Source organism: Polyangium sp. y55x31 (assembly GCF_029946505.1).
Classification (GTDB): Bacteria; Myxococcota_A; Polyangia; order Polyangiales; family Polyangiaceae; genus Polyangium.
The window spans coordinates 250,222-271,807 of record NZ_JARZHG010000004.1 but is presented as its reverse complement, the minus strand read 5'-3'; the positions used below and the strand labels follow the sequence as shown (position 1 = coordinate 271,807).

Below are 21,586 nucleotides of genomic sequence, written 5' to 3'. Positions count from 1 at the left end.
TGATCGGCCAAGGACCCGAAATCCTCTCCCTCTCACGGGGGGATACGAGGCGAATTCCATGAGCGAGACGGAGATGAACGGGGGTTTGGGGGCGCAGCCCGGCACCGCCGGGCGTGGTCCCCAAGCGATGACGGACGCAAAAATCACCCCGCTGCTCCCTTCGCGCGTCCTCTCCGGCAAGCGGCTGGTGGTCGTCGGCGGGACGGGCTTTCTCGGCAAGGTCTGGGTCTCGATGCTCCTGCATCGGTTCCCCGAGATCGGCCATCTCTACCTGCTCGTCCGGCCCAAGGCGGGCCAGTCCGCCGAGGAGCGGTTCTGGTCGCAGATCGCCACCTCCGCCGCGTTCGACCCGATCCGCGAGGCGCACCCGGGCGCCGAGTTCGAGACGTGGATCGCCTCGAAGGTCACGGCGATCGCCGGCGACATCGTCCACCACGAGTGTGGCCTCGACAAGGACCTGCTCGCGCGCATCGACGGCACGATCGACGCGGTCGTCAACGTCGCGGGTGTCGTCGACTTCAACCCGCCGCTCGACGAGGCGCTCGAGGTCAACGCGTTCGGCGTGACGAACCTCGTCTCGCTCGCGAGGCGCCTCGGGGCGCCGGTCCTGCACACGAGCACGTGTTACGTCGCCGGGTATCGCTCCGGCCTCATCGAGGAGGTCGACCCGCGCGAGGTGCCGTTCCCGCGCGCCGAGGGCGAGACCTGGTTCGGCGCGGGCATCGCCGAGCGCACGCTCGATCGTTCGCACTGGGATCCGCAGCGCGAGATCGACGAGTGCCTCGACCTCGTCAAGCAAGCGCGGCACCGCTGCGAGGACGCGTTCCGGCAGAGCGCGTTCCTCGACGAGGCCAAGGAGAACCTCCAGGCGCGTGGCGAGCCTTGCCGCGGCACGGCGCTCGAAGCCGAGCTCGCCAAGGTCAAGCGCCGCTTCATCGAGAACCAGCTCATCGAGGCCGGCACCGAGCGCGCGCATTTCTGGGGCTGGACGAACATCTACACGTACACGAAGAGCATCGGCGAGCAGGTCCTCGCGGCGAGCGGCGTGCCCTACACGATCGTTCGTCCGGCCGTCATCGAGTCCTCGTGCGTCTATCCGTTCCCCGGCTGGAACGAGGGCATCAACACGAGCGCGCCGTTCATCTACATGGCCATGCAGGGCCAGGTGCAGATCCCCGGCGACCACCGGGTCCACCTCGACATCATCCCCTGCGACATGGTCACGAGCGGCATGATCGCCTCGCTCTGCGAGCTGCTCGAGGGCAAGGCGGCCACCGTGTACCAGTACGGCACGACGGACACGAACGCCTGCCGCATGACGCGCTACTACGAGCTCATCGGCCTCTACAAGCGCAAGCTCGCGTACGAGGGCAAGCGCAGCGCGCTCTTCGACTGGGTCAAGGCGTACTTCGAGCCCGTCGGCCTCACGAAGAAGCAGTACGAGCAGCACGGCGCGCACCAGATCGCGAAGGCGATGGGCACGCTCGGCAGCGTGCTCGGCAAGATCGCGGGCGGGCCGGTGCGTCCGCTGCTCAAGCCGGCGTCGGACATGCTGCTCGGCGCGGCGAAGGCCGAGGAGAAGATGGCCGGCGTGATGGACATCTTCCTCCCGTTCGTCGCGGAGGCGGACTGGGTGTTCTCCTGCGCGAACACGCGCGCGGCGATGGAGCGGATGCCCCCGGACGAGCGCGCGAAGTTCTACTGGGAACCCGCGACGCTCGATTGGCGCTGGTACATGTGGGACGTCCACATCCCGGGCCTCGAAAAGTGGGTCTTCCCGCTCATCGACGAGAAGCAGAACAAGGAGCTCAAGGCCCTCCGCAAGTACGACCAGCTCATCGACCTCATCGAGGAGATGGCCGAGCGGCACGATCACGCCGTCGCGTTGCAGCTCCTCACGGACGAGGGTCTCACGCGCACCACGTTCCGCGAGCTTCGGGACGGCATGCTCGCCACGGCCGCGCGCCTCGCGGCGGTGGGGGTTCGTCCGGGCGATCGCGTGCTCCTCGCGGGCGAGAACCAGCCTGCGTGGCCCGTCGCGTACTTCGGCATCCTGCGGGCCGGCGCGATCGCGGTGCCCGTCGATCCTGCGCTGGAGGAGCGCCAGCTCGTGAACATCCTCCGCTCGTCGGGGGCGCGTATCGCGCTCTGGGATTCGTTCGTCGAGGAGAAGGGCGGCAAGGGCGCGCGCGCCTCGATTCCCGAGCTCCGCGTCTACGATCTCGCGAGCTTCGCGGACCCCGATGCGCACGAACAACTCCCGGCGCCCGAGGTCACGGTCAAGGGCGAGGACATCGCGAGCATCATCTACACGAGCGGCACGACGGGCGATCCGAAGGGCGTCATGCTCTCGCACGACAACTTCACCGCGCTGCTCGCCTCGCTCGCGCCGATCTTCCCGCTCGCGCAGCACGACCGCATCCTGAGCGTCTTGCCGCTGCACCACACGTTCGAGTTCACGTGTGGGCTGCTCCTTCCGATCTCGCGCGGCACGCGCATCATCTACATCGGCGAGCTCAGCGGCGAGCGTGTCTCGAAGGGCCTCAAGGAGGGTCGCATCACCGCGATGGTCGGCGTGCCCGCGCTCTGGCAGATGCTCGAGCGTCGCGTGACCTCGCGCGTGAAGGAGCAGGGGCCCGCGGCCGCGGCGGCCTTCGATTGGGCCCTCGAGCTCAATCGTTTGCTCGGCGAGAAGGCCGGCTTGAACCTCGGCCGCCTCTTCTTCGGCACCGTGCACAAGGCGCTCGGCGGCAACGTTCGTTTCCTGATCTCGGGCGGCGCCGCGCTGCCCAAGGACACGGCGAACGTCTTCCGCGGCCTCGGTTTGCCGCTCAGCGAGGGCTACGGTTTGACCGAGGCGGCGCCCGTGCTCACCGTGGCCAAGGCCTCGCCGAGCCTGAAGCCGGGCACCGTGGGCAAGCCCATCCCGAACGTCGAGATCAAGATCGACAAACCCGACGCGGGCGGCGTCGGCGAGGTCCTCGCGCGCGGGCCGAACGTGATGCTCGGCTACGCCGGCAACGAGGAGGCCACGAGCGCCGCGATCGACGCGGACGGGTGGCTGCACACGGGCGATCTCGGCAAGCTCGACAAGAAGGGTCGGCTCGTCATCGTCGGCCGCAAGAAGGACGTCATCGTCACGGCGAGCGGCGAGAACGTGTATCCGGACGACGTCGAGAACCTCCTCGGCGGCACGCCGCACGTCCGTGAGATCGCGATCGTGGGCATCGACGACGGGCAGGGCGGCGAGCGTGTCGCGTGCCTCGCCGTGCCCGAGCGCGACGAAGGCGAGCCCGAGGAGGGCGAGAAGCGTCCTTCCCGCGCCGAGCGCCACGAGCGCGCGATGAAGGCGCTGCGCGAGGCGTTCCAGAAGCTGCCCAAGGTCGCGCAGCCCTCGGTCGTGCACCTCTGGGATCACGACCTGCCGCGCACCGCGACCCGCAAGGTCAAGCGCAGCGAGGTGAAGAGCGTGCTCGCGAAGCTCGCGAGCGCGTCGGCCATGCCCGCGGGCGAGGGCGGGGGGCAAGCGACGAGCGCGTCGGCGCGCCATGCGATTGCTACGATCGCCAACAAAAAGTCGGCCGATCTCACGCCGGGGATGTCGCTCCGCGGGGACCTGCGGTTCGACTCGCTCATGGCGATGGAGCTCGCGGCCGCGCTCGAATCGCAGACGGGCCGGGCGATCGACACCGATCGGCTCTCGCGTTGCGACACCGTGGGTGACGTGGAGGCGCTCGTCGTCGAGATCGGCGGCGAGGCGGCGCACGAGGTCGAGCTCGCGAAGGTCGAGGACGGCGAGGACGAGCCGATCAAGCTCCCGAGGCCGCTCGCCGACATGGCCAAGCAGCTCCTCGGCAAGGCCCAGATGAACTTCTACGACCGGGTGATGCACCCCAAGGTCTACGGAAGGGCCTACATCCCGCACAACCGGAACACGATCGTCGCCTCGAACCACGCGAGCCACCTCGACATGGGGTTCGTCAAGTACGCCCTCGGCGCGTACGGCGACGAGCTCGTCTCGCTCGCGGCGCAGGACTATTTCTTCGAGTCGGGGAAATGGCGCCGCGCGTATTTCGAGAACCTGACGAACCTCGCGCCCTTCGATCGCAAGGGTGGCCTCCGGCAGGCGCTCCGCCAGGCGGGTGATCTGCTCGATCAGGGCAACACGATCCTGATCTTCCCGGAGGGCACGCGCAGCACCGACGGCCAGATTCACGAGTTTGGCGCGGCGATCGGTCACCTCGCGCTGCACCACGAGGTCGACATCCTCCCGGTTTGGCTCGGCGGAACCTACGAGGCGTTGCCCAAGGGCGCGAACTTCCCGAAGAAGCGCAATCTCGTGGCGCGGATCGGCCCGCCGCTCGAGGTGCGCGAGCTCAAGCGTCTGACGGCGGGCATGAAGATGACCGTCGCGTGCCGCAAGGTCGCGGAGTTGACGCGGCAGGCGGTGGTCCTCCTCAAGGAGGGCAAGGTGCTCGACATCCGGCAGATCGACCGGATCGAGGAGGCGGCGCCGAAGCAGGAGCACCCGCTCGTGCTCCTCTTCCGCGACCTCGAGACGAAGTTCGTCCCGAACCGCGTGACCGCGCCGGTCACGTATTACTTTACGCTCGGCAACGAAAACGAGGCGAAGTGGACGCTGCGCGTCGAGCCGAACAAGTGCGAGGCGAAGATGGGCAAGCCCGAGGGCGCCGCGGCCGATTGCGTGCTGAAGACGTCGCCCGAGATCTTCCTCAAGATCGTGCGTGAGGCCTACACGCCGAGCCCGATGGAGTTCATGTCGGGCGCCGTGAAATCGAACGACATCTCGCTGCTCTTGACCTTCCAGAAGGTGTTCGATCTCGTATGAGCCGCTATCTCGTCACGGGTGCCACGGGGTTTCTCGGACGTCACCTCGTCTCGGTGCTGCTCTCGGGCGGTCACCAGGTGGTGGCGCTTTGCCGCAAGGAGCCCTCGGGCTTCGCCGGAAAAGAGGGTTTTTCGGTGGCGCGCGGCGACGTGCTCGACGCCGAGAGCGTCAAGCGCGCGGCCGAGGGCTGCGAAGGCCTCTTCCATTGCGCGGGCCGGGTCTCGCGGCGGCCGGAGGACGCGGAGGCGCTCTTCCGGGTGCACGTCGAGGGCACGAAGATCACGCTCGACGCGGCGCGGGCCGCGGGCGTGCGGCGTGTCGTCCTGGCGAGCACGAGCGGCACGATCGCCGTGAGCCGCGAGGCCAAGGTCATCGACGAGACGGCCTTGCCGCCGCAGGACGTGATCGCGCGCTGGCCGTATTACCGGTCGAAGCTTTATGCCGAGCGCGCGGGGCTCGATCGCAGCGGACCCGGGTTCGAGGTCGTGTCGGTCAATCCCTCGCTCCTGCTCGGCCCCGGGGACGTGCTCGGCTCGTCGACGGGCGACATCGTCAAGTTCATGGAGAAGCGCGTGCCGATGATCCCGAGCGGCGGCCTTTCCTTCGTGGACGCGCGGGACGCGGCCGTGACGATGGTGGCGGCGATGGAGAAGGGCCGGGCGGGCGAAAAATATCTGCTTGGCGCGAAAAACCTGACGTTCGAGGTGTTCTTCGGGATGCTCGAGCGCGTGACGGGCGTGAAGGGCCCGAGCATGAAGGCGCCGAAGAGCCTGCTCCTGGCGCAGGCGGGCGCCGAGATCATGGAGCGCATCGCCAAGCGGATGAATACGGAGACCCCGATCGACCGGGTGAGCGCGGAGATGAGCCAGCATTACTGGTACCTCGACGCGAAGAAGGCGGCGCGGGAGCTCGGTTTTGCGCCGCGTGACGCGATCGAGACGCTCTCCGATACGGTGAAGGATCTGCGCGAGCGTGGGGTCGTCTGGCCGAAGGACTGACGGCCCTCGGGGCCATTGCGATGCGCGCCCCCCTCGACTAGGGTCCGCGGGCGAGATGTCCTACGCCAAGCTCGTTTCGCCCACGTTTGTCGCGACCCTCGCCCTCACGGTCGCCGCCTGCGGCGGCCCCGCCGCGGAAAACCCGCCCCCGGCGGACCCGGCGAACGCCACTTCGACCACGCCGACCGCCGCTCCCTCGGCCGCTCCGACGGCGACCCCGACCGCGGCTCCCGAGGCCAAACCCGAGGCCAAGTCCGCCGCCCCGGCCGAGCCCGCGAAGCCCAAGGGGCTCGTCCACGACGTGGATGGCCCCGATGGGATTCGCCGCTGGGCGCTCTGGGATGGGCCGAAGACGGGCGCGGCCATCACCACGCCGAAGGCGTGGGTCGTCGCGCCCAACATGGGCAGCATGAACGACCCGAAGGACTCGTTCGCCGCGGTTCGGCTCAAGCTCGTCACGGTCCTCAAGGCTGACGCGAACGAGGTCGTCTACGAGGAGCGGGGGAACAAGTACGCGGTGCCGGCGGCGCTCGCGCGGCCCGCGGTGGCGCCGAAGGGGCTCAAGAAGGGCGCGTACGCGATTTGCAATTTCGGGCAAAGCCACTGGGTCGGGCGTATCGAGGCCGTGGACGCGAAATCGGCGACGTGCGCGCTCTGGTTCATGAAGAAGCTGCGGAAGGAAAAGCTCCCGCTGGAGGAGGTGCTCGCGTTCGAGGGGCCGCTCGGCATGGGGAGTTATGCGATGGTGCACTTCGAGGGCGGCCCGGATACCGAGTCGTGGTATCCCGCGCAGGTCTTCGCCGTGAGCGGCGAGGACGTCTGGGTCGAGATCGATACGCAGTTTGGCAATGGATACGGGGAGCGCGAGGGGCGGCGGGTGCACAAGGTCAAGACGTCGAACGCGAGGCCGATCGACGTCTCGAAGCCGCTCGCGGTGGGCGCGCCTTGCCTCACCGAGGACAACCCGCGTCTCGGGGATTGCAAGGTCAAAAAGGTGATCGAGGGAGGCCTCGCGTATGAGCTGACCTTCAAGGACGGTCAGCCGTTCAAAGAGGAATGGGACATCGGCACGGTGGCGCCGCTCCCCAAGGAGGCGAAGCCGGCCAAGTAAAGGCCGTTCGCGACGAACCACATGTCCTACGACGATCTGCTCGGCCGATTCGTGAACCTGCCCGTGCGGCGCCTGGGTCCGCCGGGCGCGTTCCTCGCCGTCGATTCGAGGGACCTGCGCCCGAATGCGCCGGTCGTGCTGCTGCCGCGGAGCGAGGTCCCCGAGGGCACGAAAGACGGGGACGATCTCGACGTCTTCGTCTACCTCGATTCCGAGGGTCGGCCCGTCGCGACGTTACGCACGCCGAAGGTCACGCTCGACGAGGTCGCCTTTCTGAAGGTGATGGACGTCAATCGGTACGGCGCGTTCTTCGATTGGGGTTTGCCGAAGGAGCTGCTCGTGCCGTATGCCGAGCAGACGCGCGACGTGCACGTGGGCGAGCGGCATCCGATTGGCCTCTTCCTCGACGATCGGGGGCGGCTCGCCGGGACGATGCGCGTGAGCGAGCTTTTGCGGGATGAGGGCGATTACGAGCTCGATGCGTGGATCGACGGGGAGGCGTGGCGGAACGATCCCGACATCGGCTTGTTCGTCATTCTGGAGCGGCGGGTCGTCGGGTTGGTCCCGGCGTACGAGCCGCACCAGCTCTCGCGCGGGGAGGCGGCGCGTTTCCGCGTGGCGAACATCCTGCCCGACGGCAAGGTCGAGCTCTCGCTCCGCGGACACGCGCACGAGGAAATCGAAAACGACGCGGCGCGCGTGCTCGCGGTGATCGGGCGTCCGGGCGCGCCGCGCGTGGGCGATCGGTCGAGCCCGGACCAGATCCGATCGATGTTCCAGCTCAGCAAGAAGGCATTCAAGCGGGCCGTGGGGCACCTCTTGAAGCAACGTGTGGTCTCGGTGGACCCGCAAGGGTTCGTCGTGCCGAACCGGCGCTAGCGCGGCTTCAGAAGGGCGGGGTCACGGCGCAGACGTCGGCGAGCTTGGTCGCGCCGTCCGGCGTTTTGATCTCGTACTGGAGGCCGTCACCTTCGACCTTCGTCACGGTCGCGGCCACGAATGCATCCGACTCCGCGGGGACGGCGAACACCTTGTCCCCGGCCTTGTAGGCGCGGACGACGTCGAGCGGTTTTACCTGCGCCGCGGGCACGCGCGTCGCGCCCTGGAGCCAGGCCGTCGTGCCGTCGGTGTAGACGAGCGTGCCGAGCGTCCAGCCCTTGGAATCGGGCTGCTGCTTGTAGGCAACGGGCGCGGCGAATGCGAGCTTTCCGTCGAGGGGCAAGACCTGGTCGGGCTGGAATGCTTGTTCGGTCCGCTTCGTGTCGAAGAGGAAGGCGACCTTGATCTCGGCCTCGGATGCGGCGAGCACGCGGCCGCACGTGGTCGATCCCTCGACGGGCACGAGCACCAGGGCGCCCTTCGCGAGGCCCCGCGCCGGCGTCGCGGGGAAGGTATACGCGCCGGGGATCGCGAAATCGGGCTCGCCCGCGGGACCTTTGAAGACGTTTTTCGTGCCGTCGGCGCGCACGAATTCGTAGAGGCTGATCGTCCAGGATTCACCCGGGCCCACGGTCCAGGCGCGTTTTCCCGGAATGGCCACGGTCTTTCCGGGATCGTCGCCCGCGAACGCGCGGACCGTGCCGAACCGCTCGTCCTTGCCCGCGAGCGGGCTATTCGCGGCGACCCGGGCCCCCGCGGGCGCGTCGGTCGTCGTGTCCTTGCCCGTGCCGGCCTCGGGCGTCTTCACGGGCTCGGAAGAGCTGCCGCCCGTGCATGCGGTGACGAGGGGAATCGTGGCGAGGGCGAGGAGGAGGCGGACGCGCATGGCGCCCATCGTATCGCGCTTCGGGCGCGGGTGGGGAGCTTCAGAGACCGGTCTTCCAGCGCACGATGGGCACGTTGCGGGAGTTGGTCGGTGCGTCGGGCGTATCCCGGAGGACGATCGAGATGAGCCAGATGTGATCGCTGTTGTCGACGGGCCTGCCGTCGACCGTGATCGGATCGGACCGGCTCGCACGCAAGGCCTGGAGGATCGGCTCGTCCAGGAAAGGCAATCCCCGCAGGATCCTGCAGTTCGTGTTCCTCCCGTCCGAGCGGATCGTGCACTGCACGCTGACCTCCCCCTGGACGCGCGCCAGCGAGGCCATTCGCGGGTATTTCAGATCGAACCCGTAGAGCTTGGCAGGACGAACGATCTTCGGGACGTAGGTGCGCGCAGGGCTCGGCGCTGGGGCCGGCGCGACGTTCGGCGCGGGCACCGGGGAAGGCGTTTTCGCCTCGCTGCGCGCCTCGGGCTCGGTGCGTGCCTCGGGCGCGGGCGTCGGGGCGGGCTCTTCTTGCCGCGATGGCGCGACGTTCGGCGCGGGCGCGACGGGCTTCGGCGCGCGCGGGGGCTCCGCGTTTTCATTCCCGTCCCCCGTCGGCACGGCGAGCGCGCGGGATTCGGGCGTGGAGAGGTCGGGCGTGGGCAGAATGGTGTCCGGCTCGTTTTCGAGGACCGTGACCCTCGGCTCAAGGGCGGGCTCGCCCGTCACGTCGACGGCCACGTCGCCGCGGCCCACCCCGAGGCCGCCCGCGATGACGAGCGCCGCGACGCCGAACGAAAGGGCGATCTCCGGCGCGATCGGACGCGACGCGGGCGCCTTTCGCCGGGCCGGCTGCTCGCTCGCCTCGCTCGCGCGGAGCACGCGCGCCTGCCAGCCGATCGGCGGATGCACCTCGGGCTCGGCGTGGGGCATTGCCGCGAGGATGCACTCGTATTTGTGTCGCGCGGTCGTGCAGGACGCGCAATCGTCGAAATGCGGGTCGAGCGGCTGTCCGCGCTCGATCTGGAGGATGCCGTCACGCTCGAAGCGGTCGCAGAGAGCCATGGTGTTCATCGCGGATCGATCCCTTTGTTTTCGAGGCATTGACGGAGCAGGGGCATGGCGCGGGCGACACGCGCCTGGAGCGTGGCGGGCCTCTCGTGGCAGATGCGCGACATCTCCTCGTAGGAAAAACCCTCCTGATGGCGGAGCACGACGGCGATGCGCACGTGTGGCTTGAGCTTGCCGAGGCAAGCTTCGAGGGCCTCGGGCAGGTCACGCGCGGCGACCTGGGTTTCGGCCGACGGGGCCTTGTCCATTTCTTCGGGCGGCTCCTCGCCGAAGACGAAGCGGGAAAACCACCTGCGGTTCGCCTTCAAGGCGTCGAGGCATCGATGGTTCGCGATTGCATAAAGCCACGGCCGGAATCCGTTCGAGCCGGAGAAGGTGTCGAGGTCCTCGAAGGCCTGGATGAAGACGAGCTGGTGCACGTCGTCCGCGAGGGGGCGGCTGCGGAGCACCTTGTGGCAATACCGGTGGATAGCGGCGCCATACTCCTGCATGAGGATGACGAGCGCGGCGCGGCGATCCCCGCACGAGAGCGCCTCCAGGGCGCGTTCGTCCGGGGCGAGCTTCCGAGGCGCGTCAGAGACCGCCCCCCACCCGTGGACCCGTCCTGCAGCGATCACGTGTGTCATCGGTTGCCCTCCCCTCCATGGGCGACGGTGGAGACCCGGGGACAACAGAAAAAAAGTGGGCGGGCGCTAAATGCGCGGAAGCGCTCGGATCTTCGTTCGGCCGGTCGCGGTCAGCGCCGCCCGACCTTCTGTTCGAGCTCCGACCATCGGATCCGCATGACGACGGGGCGGCCGTGCGGGCAATGGCCGGCGAAATCGACCTCGTCGAGCGCGCGGAAGAGCGCCTCGGCTTCTTCCTTGGAGACGGCGTCGCCCGCCCGGATCGAGCCGTGGCAGGCCATCGTGGCGAGGGCGAGGTCGATCGCGCCGGAGAAGGCGCGCTCGCCGACACGCGAGAGCTCGGCGAGCAAGTCGCGCAGGAGCACCACGGGCGTTGCGCGGGCGGAGAGGATCTGCGGGACGGCCGTGATCGCGGCGTCACGCATGCCCCGCATGGAGACGTCGAGGCCCGTGCGGCTGATCGCGTCCTGGGCTTCCTCGATGATCGCCGCCTCTTCGGCGGTGACCGTGACCATTTCGGGGATCAGGAGCCGTTGCGAGGCGACGGCGCGGGTCTCGTAGGCGCGGCGGAGTCGTTCGAAGGTGACGCGTTCGGCGGCCGCGTGCTGGTCGAGGACGAAGAGGCCGTCTTGCCCCTCGCAGACGAGGAAGGTGCGCCGGACCTGGGCGACGAAGGTGAGCGAGCCGAATGCGCCGGGCCGATCGGCCGTGTACGCGCGCTCCTCCGCCGTGGGATACGGCATCGGGCGTGGTGGCGCGGCGAGCGGCGGCGCCGGCGTCGGCATCGGAATCGGCAGCGGAGGCACCGGCGGCGGGGTGTCCGCGGCGAGCCCCCACGGGTCCGGCTCCGGCTCCCGCTCCGGCGCGGAAGGAATGGTTTGGCCGGAAGCACCATTGCGAAGCTCCGGCAAAGGCAGCTCGCCCGATCCGTTCCACGTCGTGAGCGGCGGAGCGGCCTCGTCGACCGGCTTTTGCTTTCGCTGGCCGAACGGAGCCGGGGCCGACGAATCGGCGGATGCGGGCGCGGGTCCTTTGCCGAAGAGGCCTGGCAAATAGGGCGTCGGCGGCGGCTCCGGCGCCGCGGGCTCGGCCGGGAGGCTCCGCTCTTCGGCGCGATTCTTGTGGTAATGCGCCCACGGCGAGGCGCCGGGCGCGGGCAAACCGAAGGCGCGGGCCAGAGGCGTCGCGATGATCTTGTAGAGCGCGTCCTGGATCGCGCGGCCGTCGGCGAAGCGGACCTCGGCCTTCTGCGGGTGCACGTTCACGTCGACGAGCTCGGGCGGCAGGTCGAGGTGGACGACGCCGACGGGATACCGGCCCGGTTCGAGCACGCTGCCGTACGCATTCGCGACCATGCGCGCGAGCGTGCGGTCCTTGACGGGACGGCCGTTCACGAAAAACAAAAGCCGCGTCGCGCCCGCGCGCGCTCGCTCGGGTCGCGACAGGAAGGCCTCGACGATCATGGGGCCGCGCTCGCCCCGGCACGCGGCAAGGGGCTCGTCGTCGAACACGTCGCGCGCGCGTTCCTCGCGGCTCTGCGTGCGCAGCCACTCGCGCGCGACGCGACCATCACGCGCGAGCACGAGCGTGACGTCGGGACGGCAGAGCGCCGCGGACTCGACGACCTCGGTGACGTGCGCGCTCTCCGTGCTCACGGCGCGCAGGAACTTGCGCCGCGCCGGGACGTTGAAGAAGAGGTCGCGCACCTCGATGCTCGTGCCCGCCGCGACGCCGCACGGGCCGACGTCAGCGGGGCTTCCGCCGTCGATGCGGACGAGCGTGCCCTCGTCGTCCTCGTGCTTGCGCGTGCGCATCGCGAAGCGGCTGACGCTGGCGATGGAGGGAAGCGCCTCGCCGCGGAAGCCGAAGCTCTGGATGCGGCGCAGGTCGTCGATCGATCCGATCTTGCTCGTGGCGTGGCGGAGGACGGCGAGCGTCGCGTCCTTGCGATCCATGCCGCTGCCGTCGTCGGTGACGCGCACGAGCGTGACGCCGCCGCCCTCGATGTCGACGCGGATTCTTCGCGCGCGCGCGTCGAGCGCGTTCTCGACGAGCTCCTTCACCACGCTCGCGGGACGCTCGACGACCTCGCCGGCGGCGATCTGGTTGGCGAGGTCGTCCGGAAGAACGTGGACACGCCCGGGCGGCTGCGTCACGAGTCCTCGGTCTGCTCTTGGGCGGCCGCGACCGCTTCGAAAAACGCCTTCGTGCGTGGGCTCGTGAGCGTGATCGTCGCGAGCACGAGCGCACCCACGTCGAACATGATCAGCCGCGCGCGCGGCAGCCAGAGCCAGAGGCGCCGGTCGAGGAGGAGCGGCCACGCCTCGCGTTGATCCGCGGGCGCGGTGGAGGGCAGCGCCGGCAGGACGTCCCCGACGCGCACGACGGTGTCGACCCAGGCATACCGCGCGTCACGCAAGAGCCAGAAGGTCAAGGTCGCGAGCGCGGCGTTCGCGAGCAGGGCCTGGATGGCGAGCACGCGCGCTCCGGGCCTGCCGCTCATGGCCATGCCGCTCGAGATGACGAGCAGCACCGAGAGCAAGAAGCGGCCCGCGGAGAGCGGGAAGGCGAGGTGGCTCATCTCGCCGAGCGTGCGCAGGCGCGCGGCCTCCTGGAGGGCCATGAGCGACTCGATCGGCTCGGCGGCGTCTTTCAGGGACGAGGTCAAGGCCGCGACGTCGGGCAGGTTCCCGTCGCGCAGGTACACGAGCGTCGCGAACGCCTCGGAGAGGCCCTGAACACCGATGAGCCACGCGAGGATCATCGCTGCGACGAGGTACCAGGGCCGAAGCGTGCGCCTGCGCGCGGACGAGGGTGGAGGCGGAGGCGGCGCGGAAGTGCTCACGCAAGGGGGGCTCTAGCACGTTCCGGCGGGGCCGCGAACCACAGGTGGCGCGAGGCAGGCCACGTGTACTAAGAAATTGCCCGCAAGAGGTACCGGGTGGCCACCAAGAAGACCGAGCCGGGTAAAAAGACGACGAAAGCCTCGGCGGGCGGGGCGACCAAGCGAGGCAAGCGGGGCGATGCCTCCGCCGCGGCGAAAGCCGAGCGGCAGGCTTCTGCGACGAACGACGAGCAGGCCGAGGGCGCGGACGGCGCCGGGGAGGACGACGATCGCGCGGCCGAGCCCGAGGGCGCGGACGGCGAGGTGGTCGAGGCCGACTTCGAGATCGTCGACGAGGACGCGGACGCGGGATCCCTGGACAAACTCCCGCTCGTGGAGCGAAAGGGCTCGACGAAGGGCAGCGGCGACGCCGCGCTCTCGCGCACCGATCCGCTGCAAGCCTACCTGCGCGAGGTGCAGCGCCATCCGCTGCTCACGCCCGAGGAGGAGCAGAAGCTCACGCGGCACTACGCCGAGACGCAGGACGTGAAGACGGCCGCGCGCCTCGTGACGGCGAACCTCAGGCTCGTGGTGAAGCTCGCGTACGAGTATCGCCGCGCCTACAAGAACATCATGGACCTCATCCAGGAGGGCAACATCGGCCTGATGCAGGCCGTGAAGCGCTACGATCCGTATCGCGGCGTGAAGCTCTCCTCGTACGCGGCGTGGTGGATCCGCGCGTACATCCTCCGGTTCATCCTGAACAACTGGCGGCTCGTGAAGCTCGGCACGACGCAGGCCCAGCGCAAGCTCTTCTTCAACCTGAACAAGGAGAAGGCGCGGCTCTCGGCGATGGGCATCGAGCCCACGGCCGGCGAGATCGCGCGGCGGCTGTCCGTCGACGAGAGCGAGGTCGTCGACATGGATCGCAGGCTGTCGAGCGGCGAGGCGTCGCTCGATGCGCCGGTCGGCGACAGCGAAGGTCGATCGGTGTCGCGGATCGATCTCATGCCCTCGTACACGACCGGCCCGGACGCGGCGTTCGAGTCGCACGAGATGGACGAGATGGTGCGCGAGCGGCTCGCGAAGTTCCGCGAGACGCTGAAGGGCAAGGACGTCATCATCTTCGACAAACGCATGGCGGCCGAGGATCCGCTCACGCTCCAGGAGCTCGGCGACGAGTTCGGCATCTCGCGCGAACGCGTGCGGCAGCTCGAAGCACGGCTGACCACGAAGCTGCGCGAGTACCTGCGTGAAGAGCTCGGCGACGCCGTCGGCGGCGCGAGCTGAGCCGTGAGCGGCGCGCCCGAGCGAGGGGTGCTCTACGTGGTGGCGACGCCGATCGGCCATCTCGGCGATCTGTCGCCGCGCGCAGCGGAGACGCTCCGGAACGCGGCGCGCGTCGCCGCCGAGGATACGCGGCGGTCACGCGGGCTGCTCACGCACCTCGGGATCACGGGGAAACCTGTCGACAGGCTCGATGCGCATGCGTCGGCACACGACGTCGCGCGTGTGGTCGATCGGCTCCTGGCCGGAGAAGACGTCGCGCTCGTGACCGACGCGGGCACGCCCGTCGTGAGTGATCCGGGCACGGATCTCGTGCGCGCGGCGGCCGAGGCCGGCGTGCGCGTCGTGCCGATCCCGGGGCCGAGCGCGGTGATGGCGGCGCTCTCGGCGTCGGGGCTCTGCACGGGGGCGTTTCGGTTTCTCGGCTTCTTGCCGCGGAAAGGCCCCGAGCGGCGCGACGCGCTCGAGCTCGTGCGCGCGACGCCCGAGTCGGTGGTGCTGTTCGAGTCGCCGGAGCGCACGGCCGAGACGCTCGCCGATCTCGCGACGAGCATGCCGAATCGATCCGCCGCGGTCGCGCGCGAGCTGACGAAGGTGCACGAGGAGATCCTTCGCGGGACGTTGCCCGAGCTCGCGCGTGTCGCGGCCGAGCGCGAGACGCTCGGCGAGGTGACGATCGTGATCGGGCCGGGCGAGGCGCCGAAGGGGCCGCTCGTCGGCGAGGAGGAGCTCGATCGGCTCATCGACGAGCACCTCGCGCGCGGGCGACGGCCGAAAGACATCGCCGACGAGCTCGCGCTCGTGTCGGGCCGGCCGCGGCGCGAGCTCTACGCGCGTGTGCTCGCGCGGAAGAGGGACGAGCGGTGACGGACATCCACGCGGTGGTGTCGCGGCCGGGGCCGGTGGAGTCGGAGGTCCTCGCGGCGCTCGGCGATTCGTTCGAGGTCGAGCGAAAGGCGCTGCCGCCGGTGACGTTGCGGACGCTGAAAGGCGGGCAAGGCGCGCCGGTGCTCTTCCTGCACGGGCGAGGGCACGCGGCGACGATCTGGGCGCCTTTGCTCGCGGAGGTCGCGCGGTCACGTCGCGTGATCGCGGTGGATCTGCCGGGGTTCGGTCACTCGTCGTCGCCGCCGTTTCGGGGTGACGATCGTGGTGCGGCCGTTCGTTTTTTCGTCGAGCCGATCGCCGCGCTCGTGCGTGAGCTCGACCTCGCGGAAGCTTCGCTCGTGGGGCACTCGCTCGGCGGGCTCGTGGCGCTCGAGCTCGTGCTCGGAGGCCAAGTGCGACCGCCGAAGCTCGCGCTCGTTTCTTCGATGGGGCTCGGTCCCTGGGCGAGCTTGCGATCACGCGCGCTGTTTCGGCTCGGGCCGGAGCGGATCGCGCGGACGCTCGGGGCCCTCGGTTTGCCCAGGGTCGCGCGTGGAGATGCGTGGAGCGAGCGCCTCGCGCGCCTCGAAGTCGAGCTCTTCTCCGTGCTCGGAGGAAAGGCGCCGCCGGTGCGGGCGTTCGACGCGCTCTTGCCGATCGTTGGCCCCGCGTACGATCGATCGTTGGACCTGAAACGGATCGACGCCGAGACGCTCCTCGTCTGGGGCGAGCGTGATCCCGTGTTGCCCGGGCCGATCGCGATCGGGGCCGCGGCGGTGATGCCGCGCGCGCGGCTCGTGATGCTGCCGGGGCTCGGACACACGCCGCACATCGAGGGCGCGGCGCGTGTCACCGAGCTGCTTTCGTCGTTCCTCGTGTAGTGCGGCTCAGGCGAGGTTGACGTCGACCTCGTGGAAGCCCGCGACCTGCTCGTGGGCCTCGATCTGACGGCGGATCCAGGGCGCGTCGCGGCGGGCGACCACGATGATGTTCACCTCCTGGCCGGGCTTCGTCGTGATCCCGGACGTGGAGAAGCCCATCTTGCCGGCGTCCTCGAGCGACATCACGACGGCCTGCGTCTCGCGCTTGGTCTCGTCCGAGAGGAGCGTGTCGGCGTCTGCGCCCTTCACCATGTGCACCACGAAGGCAACGTGCATGGGCGGTATGGTCGCCTCGATCGTGGGGCGAGCGCAAGGGGCAGCGAATGAGGCTCAGCCGCGCTTTTTCTGAAGGTGCGCCCGCAATGCGCGCGCTTGCACGCGGTTTTTGCGAATCTCCTCGGAGCGCGCCCGCGGGTCGCTCGCCATTTCGAGCCGATCACCCTCTTTTTGGAGATTTTTGTAACTCGCGAGCCGCTCCGCCGAGAGCTCACCCTCGGCGACGGCCTTCTGCACGGCGCATCCAGGCTCTTTTTCGTGCCGGCAATCGGAGAAACGGCACATGGCCGCGAGCGCCGCGACGTCGTCGAAGGCCTCGTCGAGGCCCGAGCCCGTGTCCCAGAGGCCGATTTCACGCATGCCCGGCGTGTCGATCACGATGCCGCCCGTCGGCAGCACCACAAGCTCGCGACGCACGGTGGTGTGGCGGCCCTTGTCGTCCTCGTCGCGGACGGGCGAAGTGGCGAGGCGGTCCTCGCCGAGCAAGCGATTGATCAGCGTGGATTTGCCGACCCCGGAGGAGCCGAGCAAGACGCCGGTCGAGTTGTCGCGCAGGTACTCCCGCACGATCTCGATGCCCTCGCCCGTCGCGGAGCTCGACGCATGAATGGGCACGCCGCGCGCAATGGCCGTGGCCGCTTCGATGGCGGGGCCGGGATCGGCGAGGTCGGCTTTGCTGAGGAGGATGACGGGGTCGGCGCCGCTCTCGCGGGCGAGCGCGAGGTAACGTTCGAGCCGGCGCGGGCTGAAATCACGGTTGAGCGAGCTCACGAGGAAGACGTGATCGACGTTCGCCGCGACGACCTGCGGCTTCTTGTCGAGGCCCGCCGCGCGGCGAACGAAGGCCGTGCGGCGCGGGAGGATCGCCTGAATGATGGCGCGTCCTTCGGTATCTGGCGTCTCGTCGAGGACGACCCAGTCGCCGACGGCGGGCATGTCGAGCGGGCTATGGGCCTCATGGCGGAGGCGGCCGGCGATCACGGCCCAGCGCTCGACCGTTCCGTCATGCACGCGATAGGCGCCCCGGTGCTCGGTGATGACCCGGGCAGGCAGCCGCGAGCCTGGATGCTCGGCGGCATGCGCGGCGAAATGGCCGGCGAAATGAGGGGTGAATCCGAGGCGGACGAGGTCGGGGTTCATGCGGGAGGTTTGGCCTCCCCGAGACCTTAGCAGAGGAAAGGACGGCCTTCCGTCAGGCTTCTTTCCGTTCGCCGAGCAGCTCCAGCCGGGCGATCGTCGCGCACGTCTCGCTGATCGCCCGCATGAGGCGCAGGCGATTCTCGCGGACGGGGATGTCGTCCGTCATGACGTACACGTCGAGGAAGTAGCGGTGAAGCAGCGGCGCGAAGCTCGCGACCTCGCGCAGCGCGCCCGCGTAGTCGCCCGCGCGGCGCAGATCGACGAGCTTCGACGCGAGCGCGAGGTAGCCGTCGTGGACGGCCTTCTCGCTCGCATGATCCTCGGCCCGCGGCGGGGTCGGCTCGCCCGCAGGCGCGCCGCTCGCGATGTTCGTGGCGCGCTTGAAGACTTCGCCGACCCGCGCGCGCGTGTCCGCGTCGAGGCCCGCGAGCGCCGTCGCCCGCGCCCGCGCGTCGATCGGGCGATCGGCCGCGACAGGCAGGGCGGCCGCGACCGCGTCGCTCGGCAGCTTCGCTTCGAGCAGGCCGCGCAGGCGCTCGGTGAAGAAGTCGCCGAGTTTGTCCGTGAGCTCGCCCGGCCCGAGGTCGAGCGAGACGCCGCCGTAGCCGTCGTACGCCGCGCGGAACGCGTCCGAGAGGCGCAGGTCGAACCCACGATCGAGCACGGTGCGAAGGATGCCGAGGCACGCGCGGCGCAGGCCGTACGGATCGGCCGCGCCCGTCGGCGTGAGGCCGATGGCGAAGCAGCCGACGATGGTGTCGAGCCGATCCGCGATCGACACGAGCGCGCCCGCGTCCGAGGGCGGCGTCGCGTCCTGCGCGCCCTTCGGCTGGTAATGCTCGCGGATCACGTCGGCGACCTCGGGGCTCGTGCCTTGCGCGAGCGCGTAGGCGCGACCCATCTCGCCTTCGAGCTCGGGGAACTCGCCGACCATGAGCGAGACGAGGTCACACTTCGCGATGTGCGCGCCGCTCGCCGCGGCCATGATCGTGGGCTCGGGGAGCTGGAGCAGGAGGCCGAGCTCGCGCGCGAGCCGCTCGACGCGCTCGGCCTTGCCGAGCATGGTGCCGAGGCGCTTCTGGAAGACGATGCCGGCGAGCTTCGTGCGCCGCTCGGCGAGGGGCACCTTGACGTCCTCGCGGTAGAAGAAGCGCCCGTCCGAGAGGCGCGCCCGCATGACGTTGTCGTTGCCGCGCCGGATGTTCGCGGGGTTCTCGGCGGTGTTCACGACCGAGAGGTATTTCGGCAGGAGCTTGCCATCGGGCGCGCGCATGCCGAAGTAGCGCTGGTGGCCCTTGGCGACGGCGAGGATCACGCGCTCGGGGAGCTCCAGGAACTCGTCGCCGAAGCCGCCCACGATCACGTGCGGCTCCTCGACGAGCGAGAGGTTCTCCTCGATGAGGAAGTCGTCCTCGATGAGCGTGCCGCCCGCGGACGCGGCGGCCTCGAGCAGGCGCTCGCGCATCACACGCGCGCGCTCCTCGGGATCGACGAGCACGTGCGCGGCGCGGAGCGCGTCGACGTACATCGCGGCCGAGGTGATGGTGATCGCGCCGGGCGCGAGGAAACGATGACCGTACGTGGTGCGGCCGCTCTTCGCGCCGGCGATCTCGAGGTCGAGCACGTCCTCGCCGAAGAGCGCGATGACCCAGTGGATCGGCCTGCCGAACGCGAAATCGCCCGCGCCCCAGCGCATCGATTTGCGGAAGGGGATCGCGGTCGCGATCTGAGCGAGCGCCTCGGGCAGGAGCGCGGAGGTGAGCTTGCCGGCTTCGCGCCGCGTGCCGACGAGGTACTCGCCTTTCGGCGTCTCGACGCGGCGCAGATCGGCCACGGAGCCGCCGATCTTCGACGCGAACGCCTCGGCCGCCTTCGTGGGCACGCCGTCCTTGAACGCGGCTTTGACGGGCGGACCCGTGACCTCTTCTTCGAGATCCGGCTGGCGCTCGGCGACGCCGGAGACGAGCACGGCGAGCCTGCGCGGCGTACCGAGCGCGCGGATGGCGCCGTGCGCGATGCGCAGATCCGAAAGGCGTTTCTTCAGGAGATCGGGGAGCGCGCGGAGCGCGGCGTCGACGAACGAAGCGGGCAGCTCCTCGCAGCCGATTTCGAGCAGGAGGTCGCGGGTCTGGGACATGGGGCGCGCAAGGTAGCGCAAACGGGGGGGGTGTGGGAGGGGCGTGTCTCGCCTATTCCAGATCCACATCCGGCTCCGCCATGCGCGTGAGCTCCCCCTCGATGGTCATGTCGCAGCTCCCGACGAGCCCTTCGCGCGAGAGGGTTCCATTCAGCTTCACGAGCAGCGAGGTCGCGCCCAGCGTGAGGGTGCCGCCTTTCACGGTGACGCTCTGGAGCGTCCCGTCGATCGTCTCGGACGGGCAGTTGAAGGGACGCACCGTCGCGACGTCGCCGTCCGCATCGGCGATCGACGTGGTGTCGCAGACGTCGCTCCACGTCAGGGTATCGCCGTCGTCGTGCAGCGTCCATTCGGCCACCGTCTTCTTCTCCGGGAGAGCGGAACCGTCCGGGCAGGTCCCGTTCTGCGAGAGCGCTCCGACATAGGTGCCGCTCCAATCGGCAGAGCAAGCGACGAGACTCAGGGCGATCGCCGCGGTCGCGAACCGATTCATTTCTACTTTCCACCTTTCTTCTTCCGCGGCCTTGCGAAGCGGCGGAGATAGACTCCACCCGCGCGCCGGGTCATTCGGAAATGTCCTCGTCAGGTCCGCGTGCAGCTTGATTCGCTCCTCACACCCTCACGAGGATTGTCCATCCTCGCAAGGTACGTCCGTATACCCAAATTTTGCAAGCCTCCACACGATGAGGGCGACGGGAGGAGCGCAGACGACGTTTGGAGGTCGTCCCGTCGTGCCGGGGCGTGCGCCGAGGGCGCTGGGCGCCGTCCGCGTCGTGCAGGGGCGCGCACGAAGGGGGGGCGGTGCACGTCGTCGGATGCAGCGATCGGCTCGGAGGGCGGTTCGTGCCGTTCTCCGCATGCAGAGGAAGCGTCCGAATGCCCAAAGCGCACGTCCCCGCATGCCTTGACACCACCGGACCGCGTTCGCAGCGTTCCCCGGTGCGCTTCGGCCTCTCCTTCCTCCTCGCCTTGCTCGCCACGGCTTGCCATACGGCGGCGGCTCCCGCTCCTTCCAAACCGGAGCCCCCGCCCGCGGTCTGCCCATCCCTCGCGGAAAACCCCGAGCGCATCGCCGTCCCGGAGCCCATTGCCGGCGAGGTGCACGAGATCTTCGATCTTCCGGACGAACCTATCCTCTGGGCGCCCGCCCCGAGCGACCCCGATCGCGACCAGTATCGCGCGGCCCTCCTGGCCAAGGTCGGCAGCGAGGCGGGGCTCTCGCAACACGCCTTGCTCGAACGTGCGCGAGACGTGATGACCGGCTCCTCCGGATACCGCGAGATCGACAACGTCAACGTCATCCTCGACGGCAAAGCAGGCGCCGTGCGCCCCATCGATTGCCTGGAATGGCGCCTCTTCCAGCGCCAGGCGCGCAGGTATCCGATGGTCGAACATCCCACCGAGTTCGGCGCTTACATTCTCCGGGGAAACGGCCGCGTAAAGGTCTATTTCTCCGGGGCCGATCGGGTCGGCGGCAAGTTACGCGGCGAGGTCAAGGAGCGCGTCCTCGCGGATCTCGGGCGCGGCTTTCAGCCGGTCGCGCATTTGCACAACCACCCGTTCCTGTTCGACCGCGTGCCCGGTGATCGCATGTGGACGACCGAGGAGACGAAGAACAACTACGAGGGCGGCGTCGCCCCGAGCCTCACGGACGTGCAAGCGTACCGCGCCATGCACGAACATTTCGGATTGCAGGGGGCGTGGGTGACGAATGGGCTCGATACGGCCCATTTCACGGCTGCGGAGTTCGACGTGCTTTCTGCGAGGGAATGAC

The 21,586-nt window shown here is 69.3% G+C and carries 17 protein-coding genes; 8 read left to right on the top strand and 9 right to left on the bottom strand.

Annotated elements, in window-relative coordinates; genetic code table 11:
- Window positions 1-58 precede the first annotated feature (58 nt).
- The 4 genes from QHF84_RS10115 to QHF84_RS10100 are packed head-to-tail and all read left to right on the top strand — an operon-like array spanning window position 59 to window position 7,837.
- Complete coding sequence (locus QHF84_RS10115) at window positions 59-4,849, top strand: AMP-binding protein (protein WP_281313015.1); 4,791 nt, start codon at window positions 59-61, stop codon at window positions 4,847-4,849.
- A complete protein-coding gene (locus QHF84_RS10110) occupies window positions 4,846-5,847 on the top strand; it encodes an NAD-dependent epimerase/dehydratase family protein (RefSeq protein WP_281313014.1) in 1,002 nt (333 codons plus the stop codon). The genes QHF84_RS10115 and QHF84_RS10110 overlap by 4 nt, the downstream gene beginning before the upstream one ends.
- Before the next feature lie 55 nt (window positions 5,848-5,902).
- On the top strand, window positions 5,903-6,958 hold the full coding sequence (locus QHF84_RS10105; protein WP_281313013.1) for a hypothetical protein: 1,056 nt from the start codon (window positions 5,903-5,905) through the stop codon (window positions 6,956-6,958).
- A 21-nt stretch (window positions 6,959-6,979) separates the two neighbouring features.
- Window positions 6,980-7,837, top strand: coding sequence for a S1-like domain-containing RNA-binding protein (locus QHF84_RS10100; protein WP_281313012.1), 858 nt, complete (start codon window positions 6,980-6,982; stop codon window positions 7,835-7,837).
- A gap of 7 nt (window positions 7,838-7,844) precedes the next feature.
- Here the strand turns inward: QHF84_RS10100 and QHF84_RS10095 are convergent, their stop codons facing one another.
- The 5 genes from QHF84_RS10095 to QHF84_RS10075 all read right to left on the bottom strand — a co-directional run bounded on the left by QHF84_RS10095 (window position 7,845) and on the right by QHF84_RS10075 (window position 13,245).
- Window positions 7,845-8,723 (bottom strand): hypothetical protein, encoded by an 879-nt coding sequence (locus QHF84_RS10095; protein WP_281313011.1) that lies wholly within the window; start codon window positions 8,721-8,723, stop codon window positions 7,845-7,847.
- A gap of 40 nt (window positions 8,724-8,763) precedes the next feature.
- Window positions 8,764-9,777, bottom strand: coding sequence for an energy transducer TonB (locus QHF84_RS10090; RefSeq protein WP_281313010.1), 1,014 nt, complete (start codon window positions 9,775-9,777; stop codon window positions 8,764-8,766).
- On the bottom strand, window positions 9,774-10,400 hold the full coding sequence (locus QHF84_RS10085) for an RNA polymerase sigma factor (protein WP_281313009.1): 627 nt from the start codon (window positions 10,398-10,400) through the stop codon (window positions 9,774-9,776). Before QHF84_RS10085 ends, QHF84_RS10090 begins: the two co-directional genes overlap by 4 nt.
- 110 nt (window positions 10,401-10,510) lie before the next feature.
- Window positions 10,511-12,556, bottom strand: a complete 2,046-nt coding sequence (mutL, locus tag QHF84_RS10080; protein WP_281313008.1) for a DNA mismatch repair endonuclease MutL — start codon at window positions 12,554-12,556, stop codon at window positions 10,511-10,513.
- Entirely contained in the window at window positions 12,553-13,245 is a 693-nt protein-coding gene (locus QHF84_RS10075) for a hypothetical protein (RefSeq protein ID WP_281313007.1), read from the bottom strand. Before QHF84_RS10075 ends, mutL begins: the two co-directional genes overlap by 4 nt.
- A 96-nt stretch (window positions 13,246-13,341) precedes the next feature.
- On the opposite strand from QHF84_RS10075, the gene QHF84_RS10070 reads away from it, so the two are divergent.
- Genes QHF84_RS10070 through QHF84_RS10060 form a run of 3 tightly spaced genes read left to right on the top strand, consistent with a single transcriptional unit; the run spans window position 13,342 to window position 16,259 of the window.
- A complete protein-coding gene (locus QHF84_RS10070; protein WP_281313006.1) occupies window positions 13,342-14,514 on the top strand; it encodes an RNA polymerase factor sigma-32 in 1,173 nt (390 codons plus the stop codon).
- A 3-nt stretch (window positions 14,515-14,517) separates the two neighbouring features.
- A complete protein-coding gene (gene rsmI, locus QHF84_RS10065) occupies window positions 14,518-15,378 on the top strand; it encodes a 16S rRNA (cytidine(1402)-2'-O)-methyltransferase (RefSeq protein WP_281313005.1) in 861 nt (286 codons plus the stop codon).
- Window positions 15,375-16,259: an alpha/beta fold hydrolase gene (locus QHF84_RS10060; protein WP_281313004.1), complete on the top strand. Its 885-nt coding sequence runs from the start codon at window positions 15,375-15,377 to the stop codon at window positions 16,257-16,259. The genes rsmI and QHF84_RS10060 overlap by 4 nt, the downstream gene beginning before the upstream one ends.
- A 6-nt stretch (window positions 16,260-16,265) precedes the next feature.
- Here QHF84_RS10060 and QHF84_RS10055 read toward each other — a convergent pair whose 3' ends face one another.
- Genes QHF84_RS10055 through QHF84_RS10040 form a run of 4 tightly spaced genes read right to left on the bottom strand, consistent with a single transcriptional unit; the run spans window position 16,266 to window position 20,305 of the window.
- The gene (locus QHF84_RS10055; protein WP_281313003.1) at window positions 16,266-16,535 is read right to left on the bottom strand and encodes a hypothetical protein; all 270 of its coding nucleotides are present in this window, start codon (window positions 16,533-16,535) and stop codon (window positions 16,266-16,268) included.
- Window positions 16,536-16,589: 54 nt separating this feature from the next.
- Window positions 16,590-17,675, bottom strand: coding sequence for a ribosome small subunit-dependent GTPase A (gene rsgA / locus QHF84_RS10050; protein ID WP_281313002.1), 1,086 nt, complete (start codon window positions 17,673-17,675; stop codon window positions 16,590-16,592).
- 52 nt (window positions 17,676-17,727) lie between these two features.
- The gene (gene glyS, locus QHF84_RS10045; RefSeq protein ID WP_281313001.1) at window positions 17,728-19,812 is read right to left on the bottom strand and encodes a glycine--tRNA ligase subunit beta; all 2,085 of its coding nucleotides are present in this window, start codon (window positions 19,810-19,812) and stop codon (window positions 17,728-17,730) included.
- A 52-nt stretch (window positions 19,813-19,864) separates the two neighbouring features.
- Window positions 19,865-20,305, bottom strand: coding sequence for a hypothetical protein (locus tag QHF84_RS10040; RefSeq protein WP_281313000.1), 441 nt, complete (start codon window positions 20,303-20,305; stop codon window positions 19,865-19,867).
- A gap of 446 nt (window positions 20,306-20,751) precedes the next feature.
- Between QHF84_RS10040 and QHF84_RS10035 the strand changes: the two genes are divergently transcribed.
- Window positions 20,752-21,585 carry a hypothetical protein gene (locus tag QHF84_RS10035; protein WP_281312999.1) on the top strand — a complete coding sequence of 278 codons (834 nt, stop codon included), beginning with the start codon at window positions 20,752-20,754 and terminating at the stop codon, window positions 21,583-21,585.
- Window position 21,586 lies beyond the last annotated feature (1 nt).

Excerpts from the sequence above, each read along its gene's own strand:
- QHF84_RS10115 (WP_281313015.1), top strand. The coding sequence starts at position 59 with ATGAGCGAGACGGAGATGAACGGGGGTTTGGGGGCGCAGCCCGGCACC.
- QHF84_RS10110 (WP_281313014.1), top strand. The coding sequence starts at position 4,846 with ATGAGCCGCTATCTCGTCACGGGTGCCACGGGGTTTCTCGGACGTCAC.
- QHF84_RS10105 (WP_281313013.1), top strand. The coding sequence starts at position 5,903 with ATGTCCTACGCCAAGCTCGTTTCGCCCACGTTTGTCGCGACCCTCGCC.
- QHF84_RS10100 (WP_281313012.1), top strand. The coding sequence starts at position 6,980 with ATGTCCTACGACGATCTGCTCGGCCGATTCGTGAACCTGCCCGTGCGG.
- QHF84_RS10095 (WP_281313011.1), bottom strand. The coding sequence starts at position 8,723 with ATGCGCGTCCGCCTCCTCCTCGCCCTCGCCACGATTCCCCTCGTCACC.
- QHF84_RS10090 (WP_281313010.1), bottom strand. The coding sequence starts at position 9,777 with ATGAACACCATGGCTCTCTGCGACCGCTTCGAGCGTGACGGCATCCTC.
- QHF84_RS10085 (WP_281313009.1), bottom strand. The coding sequence starts at position 10,400 with ATGACACACGTGATCGCTGCAGGACGGGTCCACGGGTGGGGGGCGGTC.
- QHF84_RS10055 (WP_281313003.1), bottom strand. The coding sequence starts at position 16,535 with ATGCACGTTGCCTTCGTGGTGCACATGGTGAAGGGCGCAGACGCCGAC.
- rsgA (WP_281313002.1), bottom strand. The coding sequence starts at position 17,675 with ATGAACCCCGACCTCGTCCGCCTCGGATTCACCCCTCATTTCGCCGGC.
- glyS (WP_281313001.1), bottom strand. The coding sequence starts at position 19,812 with ATGTCCCAGACCCGCGACCTCCTGCTCGAAATCGGCTGCGAGGAGCTG.
- QHF84_RS10040 (WP_281313000.1), bottom strand. The coding sequence starts at position 20,305 with ATGAATCGGTTCGCGACCGCGGCGATCGCCCTGAGTCTCGTCGCTTGC.